Here is a 17,488-nt window from a genome sequence, read left to right on the forward strand (position 1 = left end):
ACATGAGTGACTGATATGACACTATCTTCAGGATTGGCAGGTCGGGCGGAAACCGTTGCCCCTGCGTTTGCCGGAGTCGCCGTTCTTCGTGCCGTGGTCGATCCGGCATCAGCGGGTGTTCATCGACATCACCGAGTTCACCCAGGCCCGCACCACTTACCCGGTATTGCCCTGGATTGGCGTGATCCTGCTCGGGTGGGGGATCGGGCCGTGGTTCGGCAAGGACATGGACCCGGCCGAACTGGGCGCCGGCCTGCTGGTGGGTGTGCGTAACACGGCAGGCAAAGGACTCAACGCCAGTCTGTTCAGCGCGGACTACGTCGACACTTGGCGACAGCACTATTTGGGCGCTGTCTACTCCCAGCCATTGGCCGAAGGCCAGGACCTGATCTTTGATCTCAATCTGTACCGAACCCGGGACATCGGCAAGGTCTTGTGCGGCCGCATCGTCAACACCACCTGGAGTTTGCTGTTGACCTACAAGCTCGGTGCCCACAGCTTCGGCGCAAATTCTGATCCGGATCGGGATCGCCTTCGTGCACTTTTATAAGGCCGCGCAACACTGCGCTGCACTATGCGAAGGCAAATTTCGGACTGTCATGGGCCGCCGTGGTCCATATTTACCTGCGCAAGTACTGCCAATCGCCGACTGGCACAAAGTCTGCAAGACACTGTCCAGGCCCACTGTGAACGCAGTCGAGTGGGCAGCCCCCTCGGTCAACGACGATCGATTGGCCGAACAGGCCGTGGGCAACATCGGTGGATCCGGCATAGATGCCTGACTTAGCACCGTAAATGAACAGGCAAAGACGCCTGGAACCGCAAGGTTTCAGGCGTTTTTTTTGCTTTTTGAACAGCTATAGACGGGTGTCTCTTATGAATTCCAATGTTGCCACTTTGAACAAGCTGCAAACGCTGATCGTGATCGGCAATGGCATGGTCGGACATCATTGTGTCGAACAGCTGATCGAACGCGGTGCCCTTGATCACTATCAGCTGCACGTCTTCAGCGAGGAGCCGATGCGTGCCTACGACCGCGTGCACCTTTCCGAATATTTTTCCGGTCGTGATGCCGAGTCGTTGGCCCTCGGTGCAGCCTCGCTGTACCAGACCCCGGGCGTCACCCTGCATTTGGGTGTGCCGGTATTGGAAATCGACCGCGTCCGTCGCCAGGTGATCACCGCGCAAGGCTGCGTCACCTACGACAAATTGGTGCTGGCCACCGGGTCCTATCCGTTTGTGCCGCCGATCGAAGGCGCCGAGGGCGATTCGTGCCTGGTGTATCGCACCCTTGAAGACCTCGACGCCATCCGTGCCGCGGCGGCCAACGCCCGACGCGGTGTGGTCGTCGGCGGTGGCTTGCTGGGCCTGGAAGCGGCCAATGCCCTGAAAACCCTGGGGCTGGAAGCTCATGTTGTGGAATTCGCCCCCCGCCTGATGCCGGTGCAGCTGGATGAGTACGGTGGCCTGGCGCTCAAGGCGCAGATCGAACGGCTCGGCGTTGGTGTGCATCTGTCGCGCGGAACGCAATCGATCAGCGCAGGCGAGGACTACCGCTACCGGATGAATTTCGCCAATGACGAATTTCTTGAAACCGACCTGATCGTGTTCTCCGCCGGTATTCGTGCGCAAGATGCGCTGGCCCGTCAATGCTCGCTGGAAGTCGGTCCGCGCGGCGGCGTCGTGATTGACGACCAATGCCTGAGCAGCGATCCGAACATTTATGCCATCGGCGAGTGTGCCGCCTGGAATGGCAGCATTTTTGGTCTGGTTGCCCCGGGTTATCAGATGGCGCGCGGCGTCGCTGCACTGTTGTGCAACGAAGCGGCCGAGCCGTTCATGGGCGCGGACATGTCGACCAAGCTCAAGCTGCTGGGTGTCGATGTCGGCTCCATCGGCGACGCGCACGGCAGCACGCCGGGCGCGCGCAGTTATCAGTTCATCGACGAAACCACGGCCAGTTATCGACGCTTGGTGGTGGATGCTACGGGCAAGCACGTACTCGGCGCGGTGCTGGTCGGTGACAACAGCTATTACGACACGCTGCTGCAATACATGCAGAACGCGATTGCGCTGCCGGCGGAACCCGCCAGCCTGATTCTGCCGTCGTCCGAAGGCGCGCCGACCCTAGGCCCGGGCGCCTTGCCCGAATCGGCGACGGTCTGCTCGTGCCACAACGTCACCAAGGGCTCCATTTGCTCGGCCATTGACGGTGGCTGCACCGACCTCGGCCTGCTCAAATCGCAGACCAAAGCCTGCACCGGTTGCGGTGGTTGTGCCGGGCTGCTCAAGCAGGTCTTCGAGCATGAGTTGGTTGCCCGTGGCGTCAGCGTCGACAAAAGCCTGTGCGAACACTTTGCCTATACCCGTCAGGAGCTCTACGCGTTGGTGCGGGTAGAAGGGGTGATCACCTTCGAAGAACTGCTGGCCAAGCATGGCCGTGGCCACACCGGTTGCGACGTGTGCAAACCGGCGGTGGGCTCGATCCTCGCTTCGTGCTGGAATCAACCGATCATGGACGCGTCGCTGGTGCCGCTGCAGGACACCAACGACACTTTCATGGCGAACATGCAGAAAAACGGCACCTATTCGGTGGTGCCGCGCATCCCCGGTGGCGAGATCACCGCCGACAAACTGATCGCGATTGGTGTGGTGGCGAAGAAATACGACCTCTACACCAAAATCACCGGCGGCCAGCGTATCGACCTGTTTGGCGCGCAGTTGCATGAATTGCCGGACATCTGGGCCGAGCTGATCGAAGCCGGTTTTGAAACCGGTCACGCCTACGGTAAATCCACCCGCACGGTGAAGTCCTGCGTCGGCAGTACCTGGTGCCGTTATGGCGTGCAGGACAGCGTGCAAATGGCCCTGACCATCGAGGACCGCTACAAAGGCCTGCGCTCGCCGCACAAGCTCAAGTTTGCGGTGTCTGGTTGCACCCGCGAGTGCGCCGAAGCCCAAAGCAAAGACGTTGGCGTGATCGCCACCGAGAAAGGTTGGAACCTTTACATCGCCGGCAACGGCGGCATGCGCCCGCGCCACGCCGAGCTGTTCGCTACCGACCTCGACGATGCAACCCTGATTCGCTACATCGACCGCTTCCTGATGTTCTACATCCGCACCGCCGACAAATTGCAGCGCACTTCGGTGTGGCGCGAAAGCCTGGAGGGCGGCCTCGATTACCTCAAAGAAGTGATCATCAACGACAGCCTCGGGCTGGGTGAAGAGCTCGAGTCGCAGATGCAGTGGGTGGTCAACCGCTATGAATGCGAGTGGGCCAACGCCCTCAAAGACCCGGAAAAACTCAAGCGCTTCCGTACCTTCGTCAACGACAAACGCCCGGACCCGGACATCCACTTTGTCCAGGAGCGTGGCCAGCGGCGCCCGATCATGGCCGCCGAACTCAACCTTATCCCTGTCACCGAGGAGATTGCCTGATGAGCCAGTCCACTACCCAACGCATCGATTCCCTGGAAAACACCGATGCCTGGAAAACGGTGTGCGAGCAACAGGATCTGGTCAGCAACTCCGGCGTCGTCGTCTGGCTCGACGGCGCGCAAGTGGCGCTGTTCTACCTGCCGGGTGCCGAGGGTCGGACCCTCTACGCCATCGACAACCATGACCCGCAATCCGGGGCGAATGTCATCGGTCGCGGGTTGGTCGGCAGCATCAAGGGTGATCTGGTCGTTGCATCGCCGATTTACAAACAGCATTTCCGTCTTGAGGACGGTAGCTGCCTGGAGTACCCGCAACAGCGTCTGCGTGTCTGGCCTGTGCGCTTGAACGCTGGCGTGGTGCAAGTCGGGGTGGCTTGAAGGTGGTCAACAGAATCGCGCAACGGTATCGGAGGCACTGATGAAAACAGCCGCACAATTGCTGAAACTCAAGGTCGTGCAAAACCGCCAGGTGCATAGCATCGCGCCCGATGAAATGGTGCTTGAAGCCCTGAGGATAATGGCCGAAAAGAACGTGGGCGCGCTTCCGGTGATCGAGGCCGGGCAGGTGGTCGGCGTGATCAGCGAGCGCGACTATGCGCGCAAGGTCGTTCTGCAGGGGCGCTCTTCGGTCGGTACGCCAGTGCGCGACATTATGAGCGCGCCCGTGGTGACCGCCGACAGTCAGCAGAGCATCGAGCGTTGCATGGCAGTGATGACCGACAGCCATTTGCGTCACCTGCCGGTGGTGGAGAGCGGCGAACTGATTGGCCTGTTATCGATTGGGGATCTGGTCAAGGAAGCCATCGTCGAACAGGCCGATTTGATTCGGCAACTGGAGCATTACATTCGCGGGCACTGAACGGGTCGGCGCCACGCTGTTCAGTTAAGGTTGAGGGACATATCCGTTTCTGCGGTGATGGCTGATTACGGTTTCGCTTTTACAGCGAGTCACTTGGAAATACGAAATGCCGCCCAACCCCAAGTAACCAAGGGCTCTTGCCCCGCCATTCGGTGCCTCGCCCAGGCTCGGCATGCCCTCACTCCGGCATTGCTCCGGGGGCCCGCCGCCATCGGCCATCCATGGCCGGGGGCGGCTACCGCGGCATCCTTGCCGCGGTGCCCCCTGCGCAACGCCTGCGTTCGCCCTCTGGGAAAAGGGGCAGCAGATCTGGAGCCAAAGCTAAGCAACAGCAACGGCAAGATCAAAAGATCGCAGCCTCGCTTCGCTCGACAGCTCCTACAGGAAAATGCGTTCACTTGAAGTCAGGCCGGCCGGTAGGCCGCCTCGCTTTGGCGTTTGCGGTGCACGCCCCCCCGAGAGGCCGAGTGGCGGCGGGCCCACGGAGCAGGACCGGAGCGAGGGCATGCCGAGCCTAGGCGAGGCACCGAACGAAAGGGGCAAGAACCCTTTGGTTACTTTGGGTTCTTTTCCAAAGTGACCCGCCGTAAGGGTGGACCCCTAAGCCGCCGTGACCGCAAAAACGGATATGCCCCCCCAACCTTAAGTGAGCAGCATTCCCCGAATTGCGGGGCGTTTTTTTTTGCCCGTGCTGTCAGTTGGTTTCAAGGTCCACGTTCTTGGTCTCACGCAAACAGATCATGCCCACCACCAGGCTCACCCCGGTAATCACCACCGGGTACCACAGCCCGTAGAAGATGTCCCCGGTGTACACCACCAAGGCAAACGACACCGTCGGCAGGAAACCGCCGAACCAACCATTACCAATGTGGTACGGCAGGGACATCGAGGTGTAGCGGATGCGGGTTGGAAACAGTTCGACCATCAGCGCTGCCAGCGGGCCGTAGCACATGGCCGAGATGATAATCAGCGCGACGATCAGCGCCACGATCATCGGTTTGTTGATCAACTGGGTGTCGGCTTGTGACGGATACCCAGCCAGGGTAACGGCGCCACGCAGGGCCGCTTCATCGTAACCATCGAGTATCACTTCACCGACGTTCACCTGCACACCGCTGCCGGCAGGTAGCGCTTCGCTCTTGTAAGGAAGGCCCTGTTTCACAAGGAAGGTTTTGACCTTGTCGCAAGGGCTATCAAATTTTGCCTTGCCCACCGGGTCGAACTGGAAGGTGCAGGTGGCCGGGTCAGCCAAGACGGTGATCGGTGCCTGACGGCTGGCCAGGTCGATGGCCGGGTTGGCGTAGTGGGCGATGGACTTGAAGATCGGGAAGTACAGCGCGGTGGCCAGCAGCAGGCCGATCATCAGCACCGGTTTGCGTCCGACTTTATCTGACAGCCAGCCGAAGAAAATGAAGAACGGGGCACCGATGATCACGCTGACGATCAGCAGGCTGTTGGCCAGGGCCGGGTCCATTTTCAGGAACTGGGTGAGGAAGAACAGTACGTAGAACTGCGCCGCGTAGAAAGTCACGGCTTGCCCGGCGTTGATGCTGAACAGGGCGATCAGAACGACTTTAAGGTTTTCCCATTTGCCGAAGGAATCGCGCAGTGGCGACTTGCAGAGCTTGCCTTCCTCTTTCATTTTCACGAACGCAGGCGACTCGTGCAGGCTCATGCGAATCCAGGTCGAGATGCCCAGCAGAATGATCGAAAACAGAAACGGAATCCGCCAGCCCCAGACTTCGAACTGGTCACCGGTGAAGTAGCGGCAACCGAGCACCACCAGCAGCGACAGCAGCAAGCCGAGGGTCGCGGTGGACTGAATCCAGCTGGTGTGGAAGCCGCGTTTACCCATCGGCGCATGTTCGGCCACGTAAGTGGCAGCGCCGCCGTATTCACCGCCCAGGGCGAGGCCCTGAAGCATGCGCAGCACCACAAGAATGATCGGCGCGGCGATGCCGATGCTCGCGTAGGTCGGTAGCAGCCCGACACAGAAGGTCGCTACACCCATGAGAATGATGGTGGCGAGGAAGGTGTATTTACGCCCGATCATGTCCCCCAGCCGTCCGAACACCAGTGCGCCGAACGGTCGCACGATGAAGCCCGCGGCGAAGGCCATCAGCGCAAAGATGAACGCCGTGGTGTCGTTGACCCCGGCGAAAAACTGTTTGCTGATCACCGCCGCGAGTGCGCCGTAGAGGAAAAAGTCGTACCACTCGAAGACTGTCCCAAGCGACGACGCGAAGATAACTTTCTGGGTCTCGCGACTGGTGCCCGCGCTGCGTACGGCTTCCAGAGGCTGAACATGTTCTGACATATCGGTATCCCTCACAGTGATTGTTTTTTTTGTTCCACTGTCGGCGCCAGCCTTATGGGTTGGCGCCGCTATTCCTTTGCTCAAGAGACGGTGGTCAGTGCTTTTTCGTCGGGTGCAAAACTCCTTGTGGATGTGTCCAGGATCAACTGCGCGGCTTTTTCGGCAATCATCAGCGTAGGCGAACACGTGTTGCCCGAGGTGATGCGCGGCATGATCGAGGCGTCGGCGATGCGCAGGCCGGGGATGCCATGGACGCGCAGCTCGGCGTCGACCACTGCGTCCGCGTCGTTGCCCATGCGGCAGGTGCCGACGGGATGGAAAATCGTTGTGCCGATGCGGGCGGCGGCTTCGTGCAATTCTTCTTCACTCTGCAAGCTGTCGCCGGGCAAGTACTCGACCGGTTTGAACGCTTGCAGGGCCGGCGCGTCGACGATGCGGCGGGTCAGGCGAATGGCATCCGTTGCGACCCGCAAGTCCTCCGGATGGCTCAAGTAATTGGGCTGAATCAGCGGTGCTTCCTGCGGATCGGTGGAGCGAATCTCTATGCGACCACGGCTTTGCGGGCGCAGATCGCACACCGACGCCGTGAAGGCCGGGAAGGCGTGCAATGGCTCGCCGAAACGCTCCAGCGACAGTGGCTGCACGTGGTACTCGAGATTCGCTGACGTCTGCTCCGGTCCTGATCGAGCGAAGGCGCCGAGTTGACTGGGTGCCATGGACAGCGGGCCGCTGCGGTCATACAAGTAACGCAGGCCCATGCCCATTTTGCCCCACAGGCTGCCGGCGATCTGATTCAGCGTTCGGGTGTTTTCCAGTGTGTAGATCAGGCGCAGTTGCAGGTGATCCTGCAGGTTGCCACCTACGCCGGGCAGTTCATGGGCAACGCCGATCCCCAGTCGTTGCAGCAGCGGACGAGGGCCGATCCCGGAACGTTGCAGGATGCTCGGTGAACCGACGGAGCCGGCGCACAGCACGATTTCTTTACGCGCCTTGAAGGTTTTCGCCTGACCTTGCCAACACGCGCTGACCGCAGACGCACGGCTGTTTTCCAGCAGCACGCGATCCACTTCGACGTCGGTCAGCACGGTGAGATTGGGGCGGTTGCGGATCGGTTTGAGAAACGCCTTGGCCGCGTTCCAGCGAATACCGGCTTTCTGATTGACCTGAAAATAGCCGCAGCCTTCATTGTCGCCCTGGTTGAAGTCATCGATGCTGGCGATGCCGCTTTGCTCGGCAGCGCTGCGGAAGGCATCCAGAATCGGCCACGACAGACGCTGGCGTTCGATCCGCCATTCCCCGGCAGCACCGTGAAATTCCGAGTCGCCGGCAAAGTGGTTTTCGCTTTTTTTGAACAACGGCAGCACGTCGTTCCAGCTCCAGCCGGGATTGCCTTGGGCGGCCCAGCCGTCGTAGTCGCCCGCTTGGCCGCGCATGTAGATCATGCCGTTGATCGATGAACAGCCGCCGAGCACTTTGCCACGCGGATAACTCAGGGCCCGACCTTGAAGGCCGGGTTGTGCTTCGGTCTTGAAGCACCAGTCGGTGCGCGGGTTGCCGATGCAGAACAGGTAACCCACGGGGATGTGAATCCACGGGTAGTTGTCGCGGCCGCCGGCTTCGAGCAGCAACACGCGATGTTGCGGGTTGGCCGACAATCGATTGGCCAGCAAACAACCGGCCGGCCCGGCCCCGACCACGATGTAGTCGTATTCATCCAGAGAAGTCTGCATGTGTGACCTTATGTTGTTGTTCTTGTTGTCAGTCATCCTAGTTGTTAGCTTTCGTCAAAAGAATGTTAGTTTTTGCGCAGCCGCTGTGCGTTTTTAAACACCTCGCTTCAAGGACGACTCATGTTCGACTGGAATGACCTGCGGTTTTTTCTCGAGTTGCAGCGTAGCGGGCGTCTGCTGACCGCTGCCCGCCGTTTGAACACCACCCACGCCACCGTGGCCCGGCACATCGAGGCCATCGAAAAGAGCCTCGGCACCGCGCTGTTTGTCCAGCATGCCCAGGGCTATGAGCTGACCCCTGCCGGCGAAGCGCTGCTCAAACACGCCGAAGCGATGGAAAACGTCGCGCTGCTCGCTCAGGAGGAAATCACCCAATCCACCGCACCACTGGGCAAAATCCGTGTCGGGGTGACTGAGGGGTTGGGCATCATGTTCCTCGCCAGTCGCATGAACGGCCTGTTCGAACGTTATCCGGGGCTGGAAGTGGAACTGGTGGCGGTGCCGCGGTTTGTCAGCATCCTTAACCGCGAAGCCGAGATCAGCATCCACCTGGAGCGTCCGTTCGCTGACATGCTGGTCACCCGCAAACTGACTGACTATCGCCTCGCGCTGTTTGCCAGCCAGGACTACCTCGACCGCTCGCCGCCACTGCGTAGCCGCGAGGACCTCGGTCGCCACGCCTGGATCGGCTACGTCGATGACTTGCTGTTCAGCCAGGAGTTGATGTTCCTCAATAGCTTCTGTCGCAACCCGCAAGTGGTCTTCCACAGCACCAGCGTCATCGCCCAGCAACAGGCTGCGCGCTCAGGTTTGGGCATCGCCGTGTTGCCGTGCTACATGGCCAGCGCTGACCCCGATTTAGTGCCGTTGGTGCCGGATGAAAGCATCCAGCGCAGCTACTGGATCAGCACCCGCCGCGAGCTCCACAAATCCGTGCGGTTGCGCGTGTTGTGGGATTACGTGGTGGAGTTGTGTGAGCGCGAGCAGGGGTTATTGTTGGGGTCGAACCCCGTTACGGGGTGATGTCGAATGAGGTGCTGGCCAGGCGCTCCCCATTCACCAGGATGTGCACGGCGTGTTTGCCTGTGTAATGCCGGCGCGTGGTGAGTTCCTTGATGTGCTGACCTCGCGCAATGGTCTCGGTCGCCTTGCCGGGAAGCGTCAGCGCCTTCAGCTTGAACACCTTCGCGGATGTGCTGCCGTTGGCTTTGACGTAATCGATGGCGTAGTCGATCACCAGTCGCTGGCTGTCCTCGACCCTGGATTTGACGCCAAAGGACAGGGTGATTTTTTCACCCAGGCGAATCACCGCCGGTTCCACCTTCACATTGATGATCTCGACCTCAGGCTTGCCGCCCGCGCCGATGATCGCCAACGCTCGCGGATTGCCCTGTTTGATCAGGTTGCGCAGGGCGTGTTTGGCGATCCACGCGGTGTGTTTGTTGTCTAGCGACCAACTTTCGATCAGGTCCAGCACCCACTCTGGATGATCCTTGGTGATGTCGTTGAGGTGGTTGGCCACGGACTTGCGCACGTAGAGGCTGTCGTCGGCCTTAAGGTTGTCGAGGATCGTGGCGGCGAGTGTCGGGTCGGCTTGCACCAGTTCCAGTCGGAACGACCATGGCAGGCGCGGCCGGCTACCTTCGCTGGCCAGGCGCCGGACGTGTTCGTTTTCGTCCAGTGACCAACCGTGCATGACCGCCAGTGAGCGTTTGATGTCGCTTCGCAGGAAATAGCGGATCGCAAACTCCGATGAGCCGAACGCGGTGAAGTACTTGAGGGCGTCCATGGACAACTCGAATGCATGTTCGCCATACGTCGCGACGTAATGCGGCAACGAGATGCTGACGAAGCCGCTGTTCAGGCGCGGAGCGAGGGCGCGCAGCACCTCAAGCGTCTCTGCATAACTCAACGGCAGTACCGCGTGCAGGCTCTCGCTGACCCGGGCCATGCGCTGCATGATCGATAATTGCGCAAGCCCGTCGTTGGCCATTTTCAGGAAGGCTTTGGCGTTGAACTCGGGGTAGACCGCCGTCATCTCGGTGGCGATGTGTTTAAGGCGCTCGGCGTTGAAGATTTCCTTGAGGGTAGCGGCGGGTTGGTCAGCCATGGTGAGTTCCTTATGTCAGTTAACGATCAGTTACGCCTTGCTTGATTCTTCTTCCAACTGATCCGCCTCAAACAACCTCGCCAGTTCCGCCCGCGCTTCCTGCGCCGTCTGCAATACCTTCGCCGCATCGTCATAAATCGCATGCTGGGCTTCCAGCACCTGTTCGTCGTGATGCTTGAAACGCTGGATTCGCGCATCCGCCTGAGCCTGGGTCAGGCCCAACCCAACCAACGTGCGCCGGCTCATTTCCAGGCTCGAATAATAGGTTTCCCGAATGGCCTGGGCGCCAAGGTCCACCAGCCGATGCACATGCTGACGGTTACGGGCCCGGGCGATGATTTTGATGTGCGGATAGAGTTTGCGCACCAACTCGGCGGTCTTGATGTTGGTGTCCGGGTCGTCGGTGGCGATGACAAAGTATTCTGCCTGCTCGACCTTGGCCGCACTGAGGATCTCCGGGCGCATCGGGTCGCCGTAGAACACCGGTACGCCGCCGAAGCTGCGCGACAGTTCGATGGTTTCCACCGAGGTATCGAGGGCGACGAACTTGATGTTTTGCGCGCGCAAAATCCGCGCAACGATCTGCCCCATACGACCCATGCCGGCGATCACCACGCGCGGCGTATCGGTATCGATCTCGCGGAATTTCTCCGGCACCACCACGGGTTGAACCTTGGGGCTGACCAGGCGCGCGCACACCAGCAATAGCAGCGGCGTCACCGCCATCGACAACGTGATTGTCAGCACCAGCAAGTCGTACAGGTGCGGCTCGAACAGCCCCTCGTCGCGGCCGATCTTGAACACCACAAAGGCAAACTCACCACCGGCGGCCAGCACGATGCCGAGGCGAATGGCACTGACCTTGCCCAGACCACCCGCCAGCCGACCGACGACAAACAGCAGCGGCAATTTGATTGCGATCAGCAACAGGGTCAGGCCCAGCACGGTGATCGGCGCGCTCAGTAGCAGACTCAGGTTGGCGCCCATTCCGACGCTGATGAAAAACAGCCCCAGCAGCAATCCCTTGAACGGCTCGATTTGCGCTTCCAGTTCGTGGCGGTATTCGGAGTCCGCCAGCAGCAACCCGGCGAGGAACGCCCCCAACGCCATGGACACGCCGACCAGGTCCATCAACCACGCCGTGCCGATCACCACCAGCAACGCGGTGGCGGTGGAGACTTCCGGCAACCCGGTCTTGGCCACCACCCGGAACACCGGTCGCAGCAGATATCGCCCACCGATCACCACCACCGCGATGCTGCCCAGCACGCGCAAACCGTGATTGAGGTCTTCGGCAGTACTGGTGGTGTGATCGCCGCCCGCCAGCAACGGCACCATCGCGATCAACGGGATGGCGGCGATGTCCTGGAACAACAGAATCGCGAATGCCAACCGCCCGTGAGGGCTGGTCAGTTCCTTGCGTTCGGCCAGGCTTTGCAAACCGAATGCGGTGGACGACAGCGCCAGGCCCAAGCCCAATACGATCGCGCTGTTCAACGGCTGGCCGAACACGAACAACGCCAGCACACCTATAACCGACCCCGTCAGCAGCACCTGCGCCAGACCTACGCCAAACACCGATCTGCGCATTACCCACAAACGTCGCGGCGACAGTTCAAGACCAATGATGAATAGCAGCAACACCACCCCCAGTTCGGAAATGTGGCTGACACTTTGCGGATTGCCAATCAAGCCCAGCACCGATGGTCCGATGATCACCCCTGCAAACAGATAACCCAGCACCGCCCCCAGTTGCAGGCGCTTGGCCAAGGGAACGGTGAGCACCGCCGCGAGCAGAAACACGACAGCGGCTTGCAACAGGTTGCCTTCATGGGGCATGGCGAAACTCCAGGGACTCGGTGCGGCGGGGCGGTAAGGATAAAGGCTTGAGAAGCGTGCGTCAGCCAATGCAATCGCAATCATTGCAGCAATAAGGAATGATTCAGCGCCAGCGCAGTCGGATTTCAGGTACCACGACATCAATGGAGGTTCACCGATGAACAGCAAGACCCTTATCGCCAGCCTCGCCATTGTCGCAGGCATTGCCGGTATCAGCCCGATCGTTCAAGCGGATGACCCCCCGCAAAAAACCGTCCAGCCCGGGGTAGACAACACCCGCCAGCTGGTGGTTGGCGACCGCGCTCCGGACGTTTACCAGCGCAGCGAAAAAGCCCTGGTCAACTGGAAGCAGAAAGGCCTGAAAGCGCCAAAGGCTCAGGCGCAGTGGGTGCAGATCAATGACAAGTACATGATGGTGATGATCACCAACGGGACGATTGTGGATATCACGCCGGTGGAGCGTTAAACCGCCGAAAGGCTATTCGCTGTGAGCACGCACCGGGCTTTCAGTGCCTAACCGATACTGATTGTTCCCACTGCGCTTCGCCTCATACATCGCCAGATCCGCAATGTGAATCAACCGGTCCATGCTCGGCGCATGGTCCGGGAACACCGCGACCCCCAGGCTGGTGCCGATATGTCGTTGGTCATTGCCGATGGTCACCGGTGGTGACAGTTCGACGAAGATTTTCTGGCAGATGCTGCGGGCTTCGTCCTGCAGGCTGTTGCCCTGGGGCAGGCCTTGCAGGATGACCACAAATTCGTCGCCACCGATCCGGGCGACGGTATCGGTTGAGCGCAAGATTCGCTTCAGTCGGGTGGCGGTGGTGATCAGTACCCGGTCGCCAGCCGCATGGCCGTAATGGTCGTTGATTGCCTTGAAACCATTGAGGTCGACAAACACCAGCGCAACCCTCGTGGCGCTGATGCGAGCCTGTTCCAGCGCTTCGGACAGGCGCTCTTCGAGCACCAGGCGATTGGGCAGACCGGTCAGCGGGTCGAAGTGGGCCAAGTGTTGCAGGTAGCTGGCGGAGGCTTTTTCCTCGGTGATATCGCGCACCACGCCCATCATCTTGATCGTTGCATCGTGGCCGTTCTTGACCACATTGCCCGTCTCGCGCAACCAGCGAATGGTGCCGTCGGGCCAGATGACTCGGTATTCCTCGTCATGGTTTTCGCCGGTTTCCAGGCAGCGCAACTCCCCGGCTCGGACCTTGGCCCGATCGTCCGGGTGGACACACGAGCAAAACAGCGCGTAGGAGGGCGTTACTTCGTCGATCTTGAAGCCGAACATGGCGTAGATCGCGTCCGACCAATAGAGCTTGTCGGTGTCGACATCCCAGTCCCAGGTACCGATGCGGGCGAAGTATTGGCTACGCTTGAAGCGTTCGGCGTCGCCGTCCTGACGGATATTCTGTCCGTCAGTCAGGCGGGTGATCAGCACGCGATACTTGGCCAGCTGCTTTTGCAGCGAGCGCTCGCGACAGATCAACGCGATGATCAGGGCAAGCATCAATGAGCCGATGGTTGCGCTGTTCCAGTCTCCATTCATTCAGGAATTGCCATCATTGCGTATTGAACCGTGCGGGTAGATGTTGCTTATCTTAGTTCACGGTCGCTGCGGTAAACAGGCTTAAACCCCTCGTCAGGCGATCGGAGTGGTTGCCAATCGGCTGCAAATCTGGGAAAACGGCGCCCATGGAGCCTTTCGGGCAAACGAACACACGAGTGCATGCAATGAATGACGAGCTTCAGGTAATCGACCTCCAACCGGGCTTCGGCAAAGCCGCCGTCAAAGGCGCGCTGATCACCACGCAGTACCGTGGATGGCTGGAAGACGGCACCGAGTTCGATTCTTCTTACAGCCGTGGCAAGCCTTTTCAGTGCGTGATCGGAACTGGAAGGGTGATCAAGGGTTGGGATCAGGGGATTATGGGCATGCAGGTCGGCGGCAAGCGCAAGCTGTTGGTGCCTGCGCATTTGGCTTATGGCGAGCGGACGATGGCGGCTATTCCCCCCCATTCGAATTTGATTTTTGAGATTGAATTGCTGGAAGTGCTGACGCGCGATGATTGACTACTGTCTTGGGTTTGAAAGTCAAAAGATCGCAGCGTGCAATCTTTTGATGTTAAGCGGGCAGGCATCACACCTTGGCTTGCGAAATACGCACAGACGATCACGGCCCGGGCAGTCCCTGCACAACCGGTTCGATTAACCGCATCAGCCCTTTGGCCAACGGGATAAACAAACCGCTGACGTTAGTCGTCTTCGTATCATCACATGCACAGACGACGGGTCAGATCATTCAGAAGCCATCGGCCTGCTTTCCCTAAAGAGCGATTTTGCATGTGCGCTGCGTAGATCGTAAGTGTGTCTGGTGTGCGCTGAAGTTCGGCGGTTAACTCAAGCGGTAGGAGGCGTCCTGAAGCCAGATGATCCGCAATCAGATGCTCTGGCATTCGGCACCAACCGAACCCGGCGAGCAAAAAATCCAGCCGCCGTGCCAAATCTACAAACCGCCACTGGTGACTGCCCGTCACCCCATAGCTAGGGCCGTCGGGAGAAACCGGATCGGAAAGTACCAGTTGCACATAAGGCTTGAGGTCTGCACTTGTTGCCCGACGGCCTAACATAGCCAGGGGATGCCCGCTGGCTACTACTGGCCTCAAGTCGACGCTGAGCAGCGGCAGTGCGGTGACATCGTCGGGCACTGTCGGAATCAATGTGCAAAGCGCCAGTGCCGCATCGCCGTTGCGCAATCGACGCTCTGCGCCGCCTAAGCCTTCTGTAGAAAAACTCACTGCCAGATGCGGAAAAGCCTCACGGATAGCGCGCAGGCTTTCGATGAGCGGTGCGCTAGGGACTAAAGGGTCTATGGCGAGAGCCAACTCCGGTTCAACCCCTGCTGCCGTACTTGCGGCCATTGCTTCAAACTGGGCAGCGCTTGCCAGCACTGCGCGCGCTTGAACCACTAGCACTCTACCTACCTCAGTGAGAGTTGGACGATGGCCGCTCCGATCAAACAGCCTCACACCTTGAACTGACTCAAGTGTGGCAATCGACTGGCTAATGGCAGATTGAGCACGCCGCAGGTGACGTCCCGTTGCCGAGAAACTGCCTGTATCAGCAATGGTTACAAGGATTCGCAACTGATCCAAGCTTAGATTTCCGATCATGACCCATCACTTAAACAGATTGACTCAATCATATTTACATCACTCCTGCATAGAGATCGCATTGGGTAGAGTGTGTCGCACATCGCCTAAAGCGACAACGCAAAACATACCGCCGCGTCACCGCGCAGGAGTTACTTTCATGTCCAGGCTTCTCACCATTGAAACCAGCTCACGTGGGGATGCTTCAATCTCCCGGCAGCTCACTCGCCAATTTGTGTCCGCGTGGGAAGCTGCACACCCTAGGGGCTCCATCAAAATACGGGATCTAACGGACACTCCGCTTACGTTCGTGACGGCCCCCTGGTTACAGGCTTACTTCACCCCAGAAACCCAACATTCGCCTGAAATGAAAGCCGTGTTGCAGTTATCCGATGAGCTTGCGGCCGAGTTGCTGGAAACCGATCACGTGGTTATTTCAACGCCGGTCTACAACTATAACGTCCCTGCGGCGCTCAAGGCGTGGGTGGATCACGTGGTACGTAAAGGCCTGACCTTGGGCTTTGATGGTAAAGGGCTGGTGACCGGTAAAAAGGCAACGGTGCTGCTCGCCTCGGGAGGTGTATACACCAACGACTCCCCGATTAGAGACCGTGACATTGCGACCCAATATTTGAAACTGATCCTGAACGTCCTCGGTATCACTGATGTCACCTTTATTGCGGCCGGCGGCGCTAAAGCTGTAGATCTCGGAGAAATCAGCATGCACGATTTTCTAGATACATTTGATCATCAAATTCAAAAGTCGCTGGTTTAGACAGCATTTCTCCTAGCCCATACGATTCTGGTATGCCTGTTTTGCGAGCCATGAGCGTCCTTGTTTCATCTTCTGAAAACGATGCGGACGCTATATCAAAGGGCATTTGATAGATGTAGGACGGGTCTGAAACTCTATGAATGCTGGAAGTGCTGACGCGCGATGATTAACCGCTAGGCCTGAAAGGTGTCCCGGTAGGCATACAAACCCGGTGTTCCGCCGGTCATCACGAACAGCACGTTGTCGCCGGAACGGTAGCGTCCTTGCCTGAGATCGGCCAACAGCCCGGCGAACGCTTTGCCGGAGTACACCGGGTCGATCAACAGGCCTTCGGCGCGGGCCATGAGGCGTACCGCTTCCTGCATGGCTTGCGTCGGCAGACCGTAACCGTCGCCCAACTGACTGCCGTCAGTGGCAATGTCTTCAACCTGAACGACGGCGTTGCTGCCCAATAGCGCCAGTGCGTCCTGAGTCAATTGGCGGGTTCTGGCTGCTGATGTGTCCCTGTCGGATAAAACCGAATACGACTTGACGATCGAGGTGCCTCGGCCCAGCAACTGGAAGCCGACCGCGAGCCCGGCGTGGGTGCTGGCGCTGCCGTTGGGCACCACGACCTGATTGAAGGTGAGGCCCAGTTCCGTCTCCTGCTGCACGATCTCCGCCGCGCAGCGCGCATAACCGAGACTGCCGAGCGGCGTTGACCCACCCGTAGGAATCACCAGCACGTTGCGTCCCGAATCCCGAAGTTGCGTGGCCCGTACCTCAGCGGCGGCGAGTGAGTCGCTGCCTCCGGCAAGCACCTGCATTTGCGCACCGAACAGCTGGTCGAGCAGAACGTTGCCGTTGAGTTCGTAATCGACATCGGCTTTGGGCACAGAGCGGGTCAGGATCAGTTCGCAGGCAAGGCCCAGGCGAGCACATGCCGCGGCAGTCAGGCGCGCATGGTTGGATTGAAGGCCAGCGATGATAATCACGGTGTCGACTCCGGCCGCCAACGCCGCACCGAGATGGAATTCGAGTTTGCGCAATTTGTTGCCGCCACCGCCAATCAGCATGTGATCGTCGCGCTTGAGAAACAGGCCGAATCCCTGCGACTTCAAGCGCAGCAGTTGTTCGAGACGTTCGGCGCGCTGAATGGGCGTAGGGCCTTGCAGAAGGTTTGCCCGCGTAAAAGAACTCAGTGATGTGTCCAGTAGGGTTTGCATCAATGGAGCCTCGTTGTCGTGTTATTAAAGTGACTCTATGGAGAAAGTCCCTCGCAATAAA

The 17,488-nt window shown here is 59.3% G+C and carries 14 protein-coding genes and 1 pseudogene; 8 read left to right on the plus strand and 7 right to left on the minus strand.

Annotation, left to right across the window (positions count from 1 at the left end):
• Positions 1–70: 70 nt before the first annotated feature.
• The 4 genes and pseudogenes from ACYZTU_RS13360 to ACYZTU_RS13375 form a co-directional block, all read left to right on the plus strand.
• Positions 71–505 (plus strand): annotated as a pseudogene (locus tag ACYZTU_RS13360) (OprD family outer membrane porin); the annotation flags it as partial.
• 371 nt (positions 506–876) lie between these two features.
• Positions 877–3,438 (plus strand): nitrite reductase large subunit NirB, encoded by a 2,562-nt coding sequence (nirB, locus tag ACYZTU_RS13365; protein WP_461970763.1) that lies wholly within the window; start codon positions 877–879, stop codon positions 3,436–3,438.
• Positions 3,438–3,815 (plus strand): nitrite reductase small subunit NirD, encoded by a 378-nt coding sequence (gene nirD / locus ACYZTU_RS13370; RefSeq protein ID WP_461970765.1) that lies wholly within the window; start codon positions 3,438–3,440, stop codon positions 3,813–3,815. The genes nirB and nirD overlap by 1 nt, the downstream gene beginning before the upstream one ends.
• A 40-nt stretch (positions 3,816–3,855) precedes the next feature.
• Positions 3,856–4,296: a CBS domain-containing protein gene (locus tag ACYZTU_RS13375; RefSeq protein ID WP_461970766.1), complete on the plus strand. Its 441-nt coding sequence runs from the start codon at positions 3,856–3,858 to the stop codon at positions 4,294–4,296.
• A gap of 694 nt (positions 4,297–4,990) precedes the next feature.
• Here ACYZTU_RS13375 and ACYZTU_RS13380 read toward each other — a convergent pair.
• Together ACYZTU_RS13380 and ACYZTU_RS13385 are read right to left on the minus strand one after the other, a co-directional pair.
• Complete coding sequence (locus tag ACYZTU_RS13380; protein WP_461970768.1) at positions 4,991–6,613, minus strand: MFS transporter; 1,623 nt, start codon at positions 6,611–6,613, stop codon at positions 4,991–4,993.
• Between the two features lie 80 nt (positions 6,614–6,693).
• Positions 6,694–8,343, minus strand: coding sequence for a GMC family oxidoreductase (locus ACYZTU_RS13385; RefSeq protein WP_461970770.1), 1,650 nt, complete (start codon positions 8,341–8,343; stop codon positions 6,694–6,696).
• A 120-nt stretch (positions 8,344–8,463) separates the two neighbouring features.
• Here ACYZTU_RS13385 and ACYZTU_RS13390 point away from each other — a divergent pair, with 120 nt between their 5' ends.
• On the plus strand, positions 8,464–9,366 hold the full coding sequence (locus ACYZTU_RS13390; RefSeq protein WP_461970772.1) for a LysR family transcriptional regulator: 903 nt from the start codon (positions 8,464–8,466) through the stop codon (positions 9,364–9,366).
• Here ACYZTU_RS13390 and ACYZTU_RS13395 read toward each other — a convergent pair.
• Together ACYZTU_RS13395 and ACYZTU_RS13400 are read right to left on the minus strand one after the other, a co-directional pair.
• The gene (locus tag ACYZTU_RS13395; protein WP_461970774.1) at positions 9,356–10,453 is read right to left on the minus strand and encodes a DNA alkylation repair protein; all 1,098 of its coding nucleotides are present in this window, start codon (positions 10,451–10,453) and stop codon (positions 9,356–9,358) included. The genes ACYZTU_RS13390 and ACYZTU_RS13395 overlap by 11 nt on opposite strands.
• Before the next feature lie 30 nt (positions 10,454–10,483).
• The gene (locus ACYZTU_RS13400) at positions 10,484–12,292 is read right to left on the minus strand and encodes a monovalent cation:proton antiporter-2 (CPA2) family protein (RefSeq protein WP_461970776.1); all 1,809 of its coding nucleotides are present in this window, start codon (positions 12,290–12,292) and stop codon (positions 10,484–10,486) included.
• A gap of 157 nt (positions 12,293–12,449) precedes the next feature.
• Here ACYZTU_RS13400 and ACYZTU_RS13405 point away from each other — a divergent pair, with 157 nt between their 5' ends.
• Positions 12,450–12,758, plus strand: a complete 309-nt coding sequence (locus tag ACYZTU_RS13405) for an RcnB family protein (protein WP_461970778.1) — start codon at positions 12,450–12,452, stop codon at positions 12,756–12,758.
• Between the two features lie 12 nt (positions 12,759–12,770).
• Here ACYZTU_RS13405 and ACYZTU_RS13410 read toward each other — a convergent pair whose 3' ends face one another.
• Positions 12,771–13,844, minus strand: coding sequence for a diguanylate cyclase domain-containing protein (locus ACYZTU_RS13410; protein WP_461970780.1), 1,074 nt, complete (start codon positions 13,842–13,844; stop codon positions 12,771–12,773).
• A gap of 185 nt (positions 13,845–14,029) precedes the next feature.
• Between ACYZTU_RS13410 and ACYZTU_RS13415 the strand changes: the two genes are divergently transcribed.
• Positions 14,030–14,368 (plus strand): FKBP-type peptidyl-prolyl cis-trans isomerase, encoded by a 339-nt coding sequence (locus ACYZTU_RS13415; RefSeq protein WP_461970782.1) that lies wholly within the window; start codon positions 14,030–14,032, stop codon positions 14,366–14,368.
• A gap of 200 nt (positions 14,369–14,568) precedes the next feature.
• Here ACYZTU_RS13415 and ACYZTU_RS13420 read toward each other — a convergent pair whose 3' ends face one another.
• Entirely contained in the window at positions 14,569–15,450 is an 882-nt protein-coding gene (locus tag ACYZTU_RS13420) for a LysR family transcriptional regulator (RefSeq protein ID WP_461970784.1), read from the minus strand.
• 157 nt (positions 15,451–15,607) lie between these two features.
• Here ACYZTU_RS13420 and ACYZTU_RS13425 point away from each other — a divergent pair, with 157 nt between their 5' ends.
• Positions 15,608–16,222, plus strand: coding sequence for an FMN-dependent NADH-azoreductase (locus ACYZTU_RS13425; protein ID WP_461970785.1), 615 nt, complete (start codon positions 15,608–15,610; stop codon positions 16,220–16,222).
• Positions 16,223–16,395: 173 nt separating this feature from the next.
• Here the strand turns inward: ACYZTU_RS13425 and ACYZTU_RS13430 are convergent, their stop codons facing one another.
• Positions 16,396–17,427: a D-cysteine desulfhydrase family protein gene (locus tag ACYZTU_RS13430; RefSeq protein ID WP_461970786.1), complete on the minus strand. Its 1,032-nt coding sequence runs from the start codon at positions 17,425–17,427 to the stop codon at positions 16,396–16,398.
• Positions 17,428–17,488: the final 61 nt, after the last annotated feature.

Source organism: Pseudomonas sp. HLT2-19-2 (assembly GCF_054898005.1).

What these genes read in the sequence shown, in the direction of transcription:
- ACYZTU_RS13400 (WP_461970776.1), bottom strand. Translation starts at nt 12,292, where the DNA reads ATGCCCCATGAAGGCAACCTGTTGCAAGCCGCTGTCGTGTTTCTGCTC.
- ACYZTU_RS13390 (WP_461970772.1), top strand. Translation starts at nt 8,464, where the DNA reads ATGTTCGACTGGAATGACCTGCGGTTTTTTCTCGAGTTGCAGCGTAGC.
- ACYZTU_RS13415 (WP_461970782.1), top strand. Translation starts at nt 14,030, where the DNA reads ATGAATGACGAGCTTCAGGTAATCGACCTCCAACCGGGCTTCGGCAAA.
- ACYZTU_RS13395 (WP_461970774.1), bottom strand. Translation starts at nt 10,453, where the DNA reads ATGGCTGACCAACCCGCCGCTACCCTCAAGGAAATCTTCAACGCCGAG.
- ACYZTU_RS13405 (WP_461970778.1), top strand. Translation starts at nt 12,450, where the DNA reads ATGAACAGCAAGACCCTTATCGCCAGCCTCGCCATTGTCGCAGGCATT.
- ACYZTU_RS13430 (WP_461970786.1), bottom strand. Translation starts at nt 17,427, where the DNA reads ATGCAAACCCTACTGGACACATCACTGAGTTCTTTTACGCGGGCAAAC.
- ACYZTU_RS13385 (WP_461970770.1), bottom strand. Translation starts at nt 8,343, where the DNA reads ATGCAGACTTCTCTGGATGAATACGACTACATCGTGGTCGGGGCCGGG.
- ACYZTU_RS13375 (WP_461970766.1), top strand. Translation starts at nt 3,856, where the DNA reads ATGAAAACAGCCGCACAATTGCTGAAACTCAAGGTCGTGCAAAACCGC.
- ACYZTU_RS13380 (WP_461970768.1), bottom strand. Translation starts at nt 6,613, where the DNA reads ATGTCAGAACATGTTCAGCCTCTGGAAGCCGTACGCAGCGCGGGCACC.
- ACYZTU_RS13425 (WP_461970785.1), top strand. Translation starts at nt 15,608, where the DNA reads ATGTCCAGGCTTCTCACCATTGAAACCAGCTCACGTGGGGATGCTTCA.
- nirB (WP_461970763.1), top strand. Translation starts at nt 877, where the DNA reads ATGAATTCCAATGTTGCCACTTTGAACAAGCTGCAAACGCTGATCGTG.
- ACYZTU_RS13410 (WP_461970780.1), bottom strand. Translation starts at nt 13,844, where the DNA reads ATGAATGGAGACTGGAACAGCGCAACCATCGGCTCATTGATGCTTGCC.
- nirD (WP_461970765.1), top strand. Translation starts at nt 3,438, where the DNA reads ATGAGCCAGTCCACTACCCAACGCATCGATTCCCTGGAAAACACCGAT.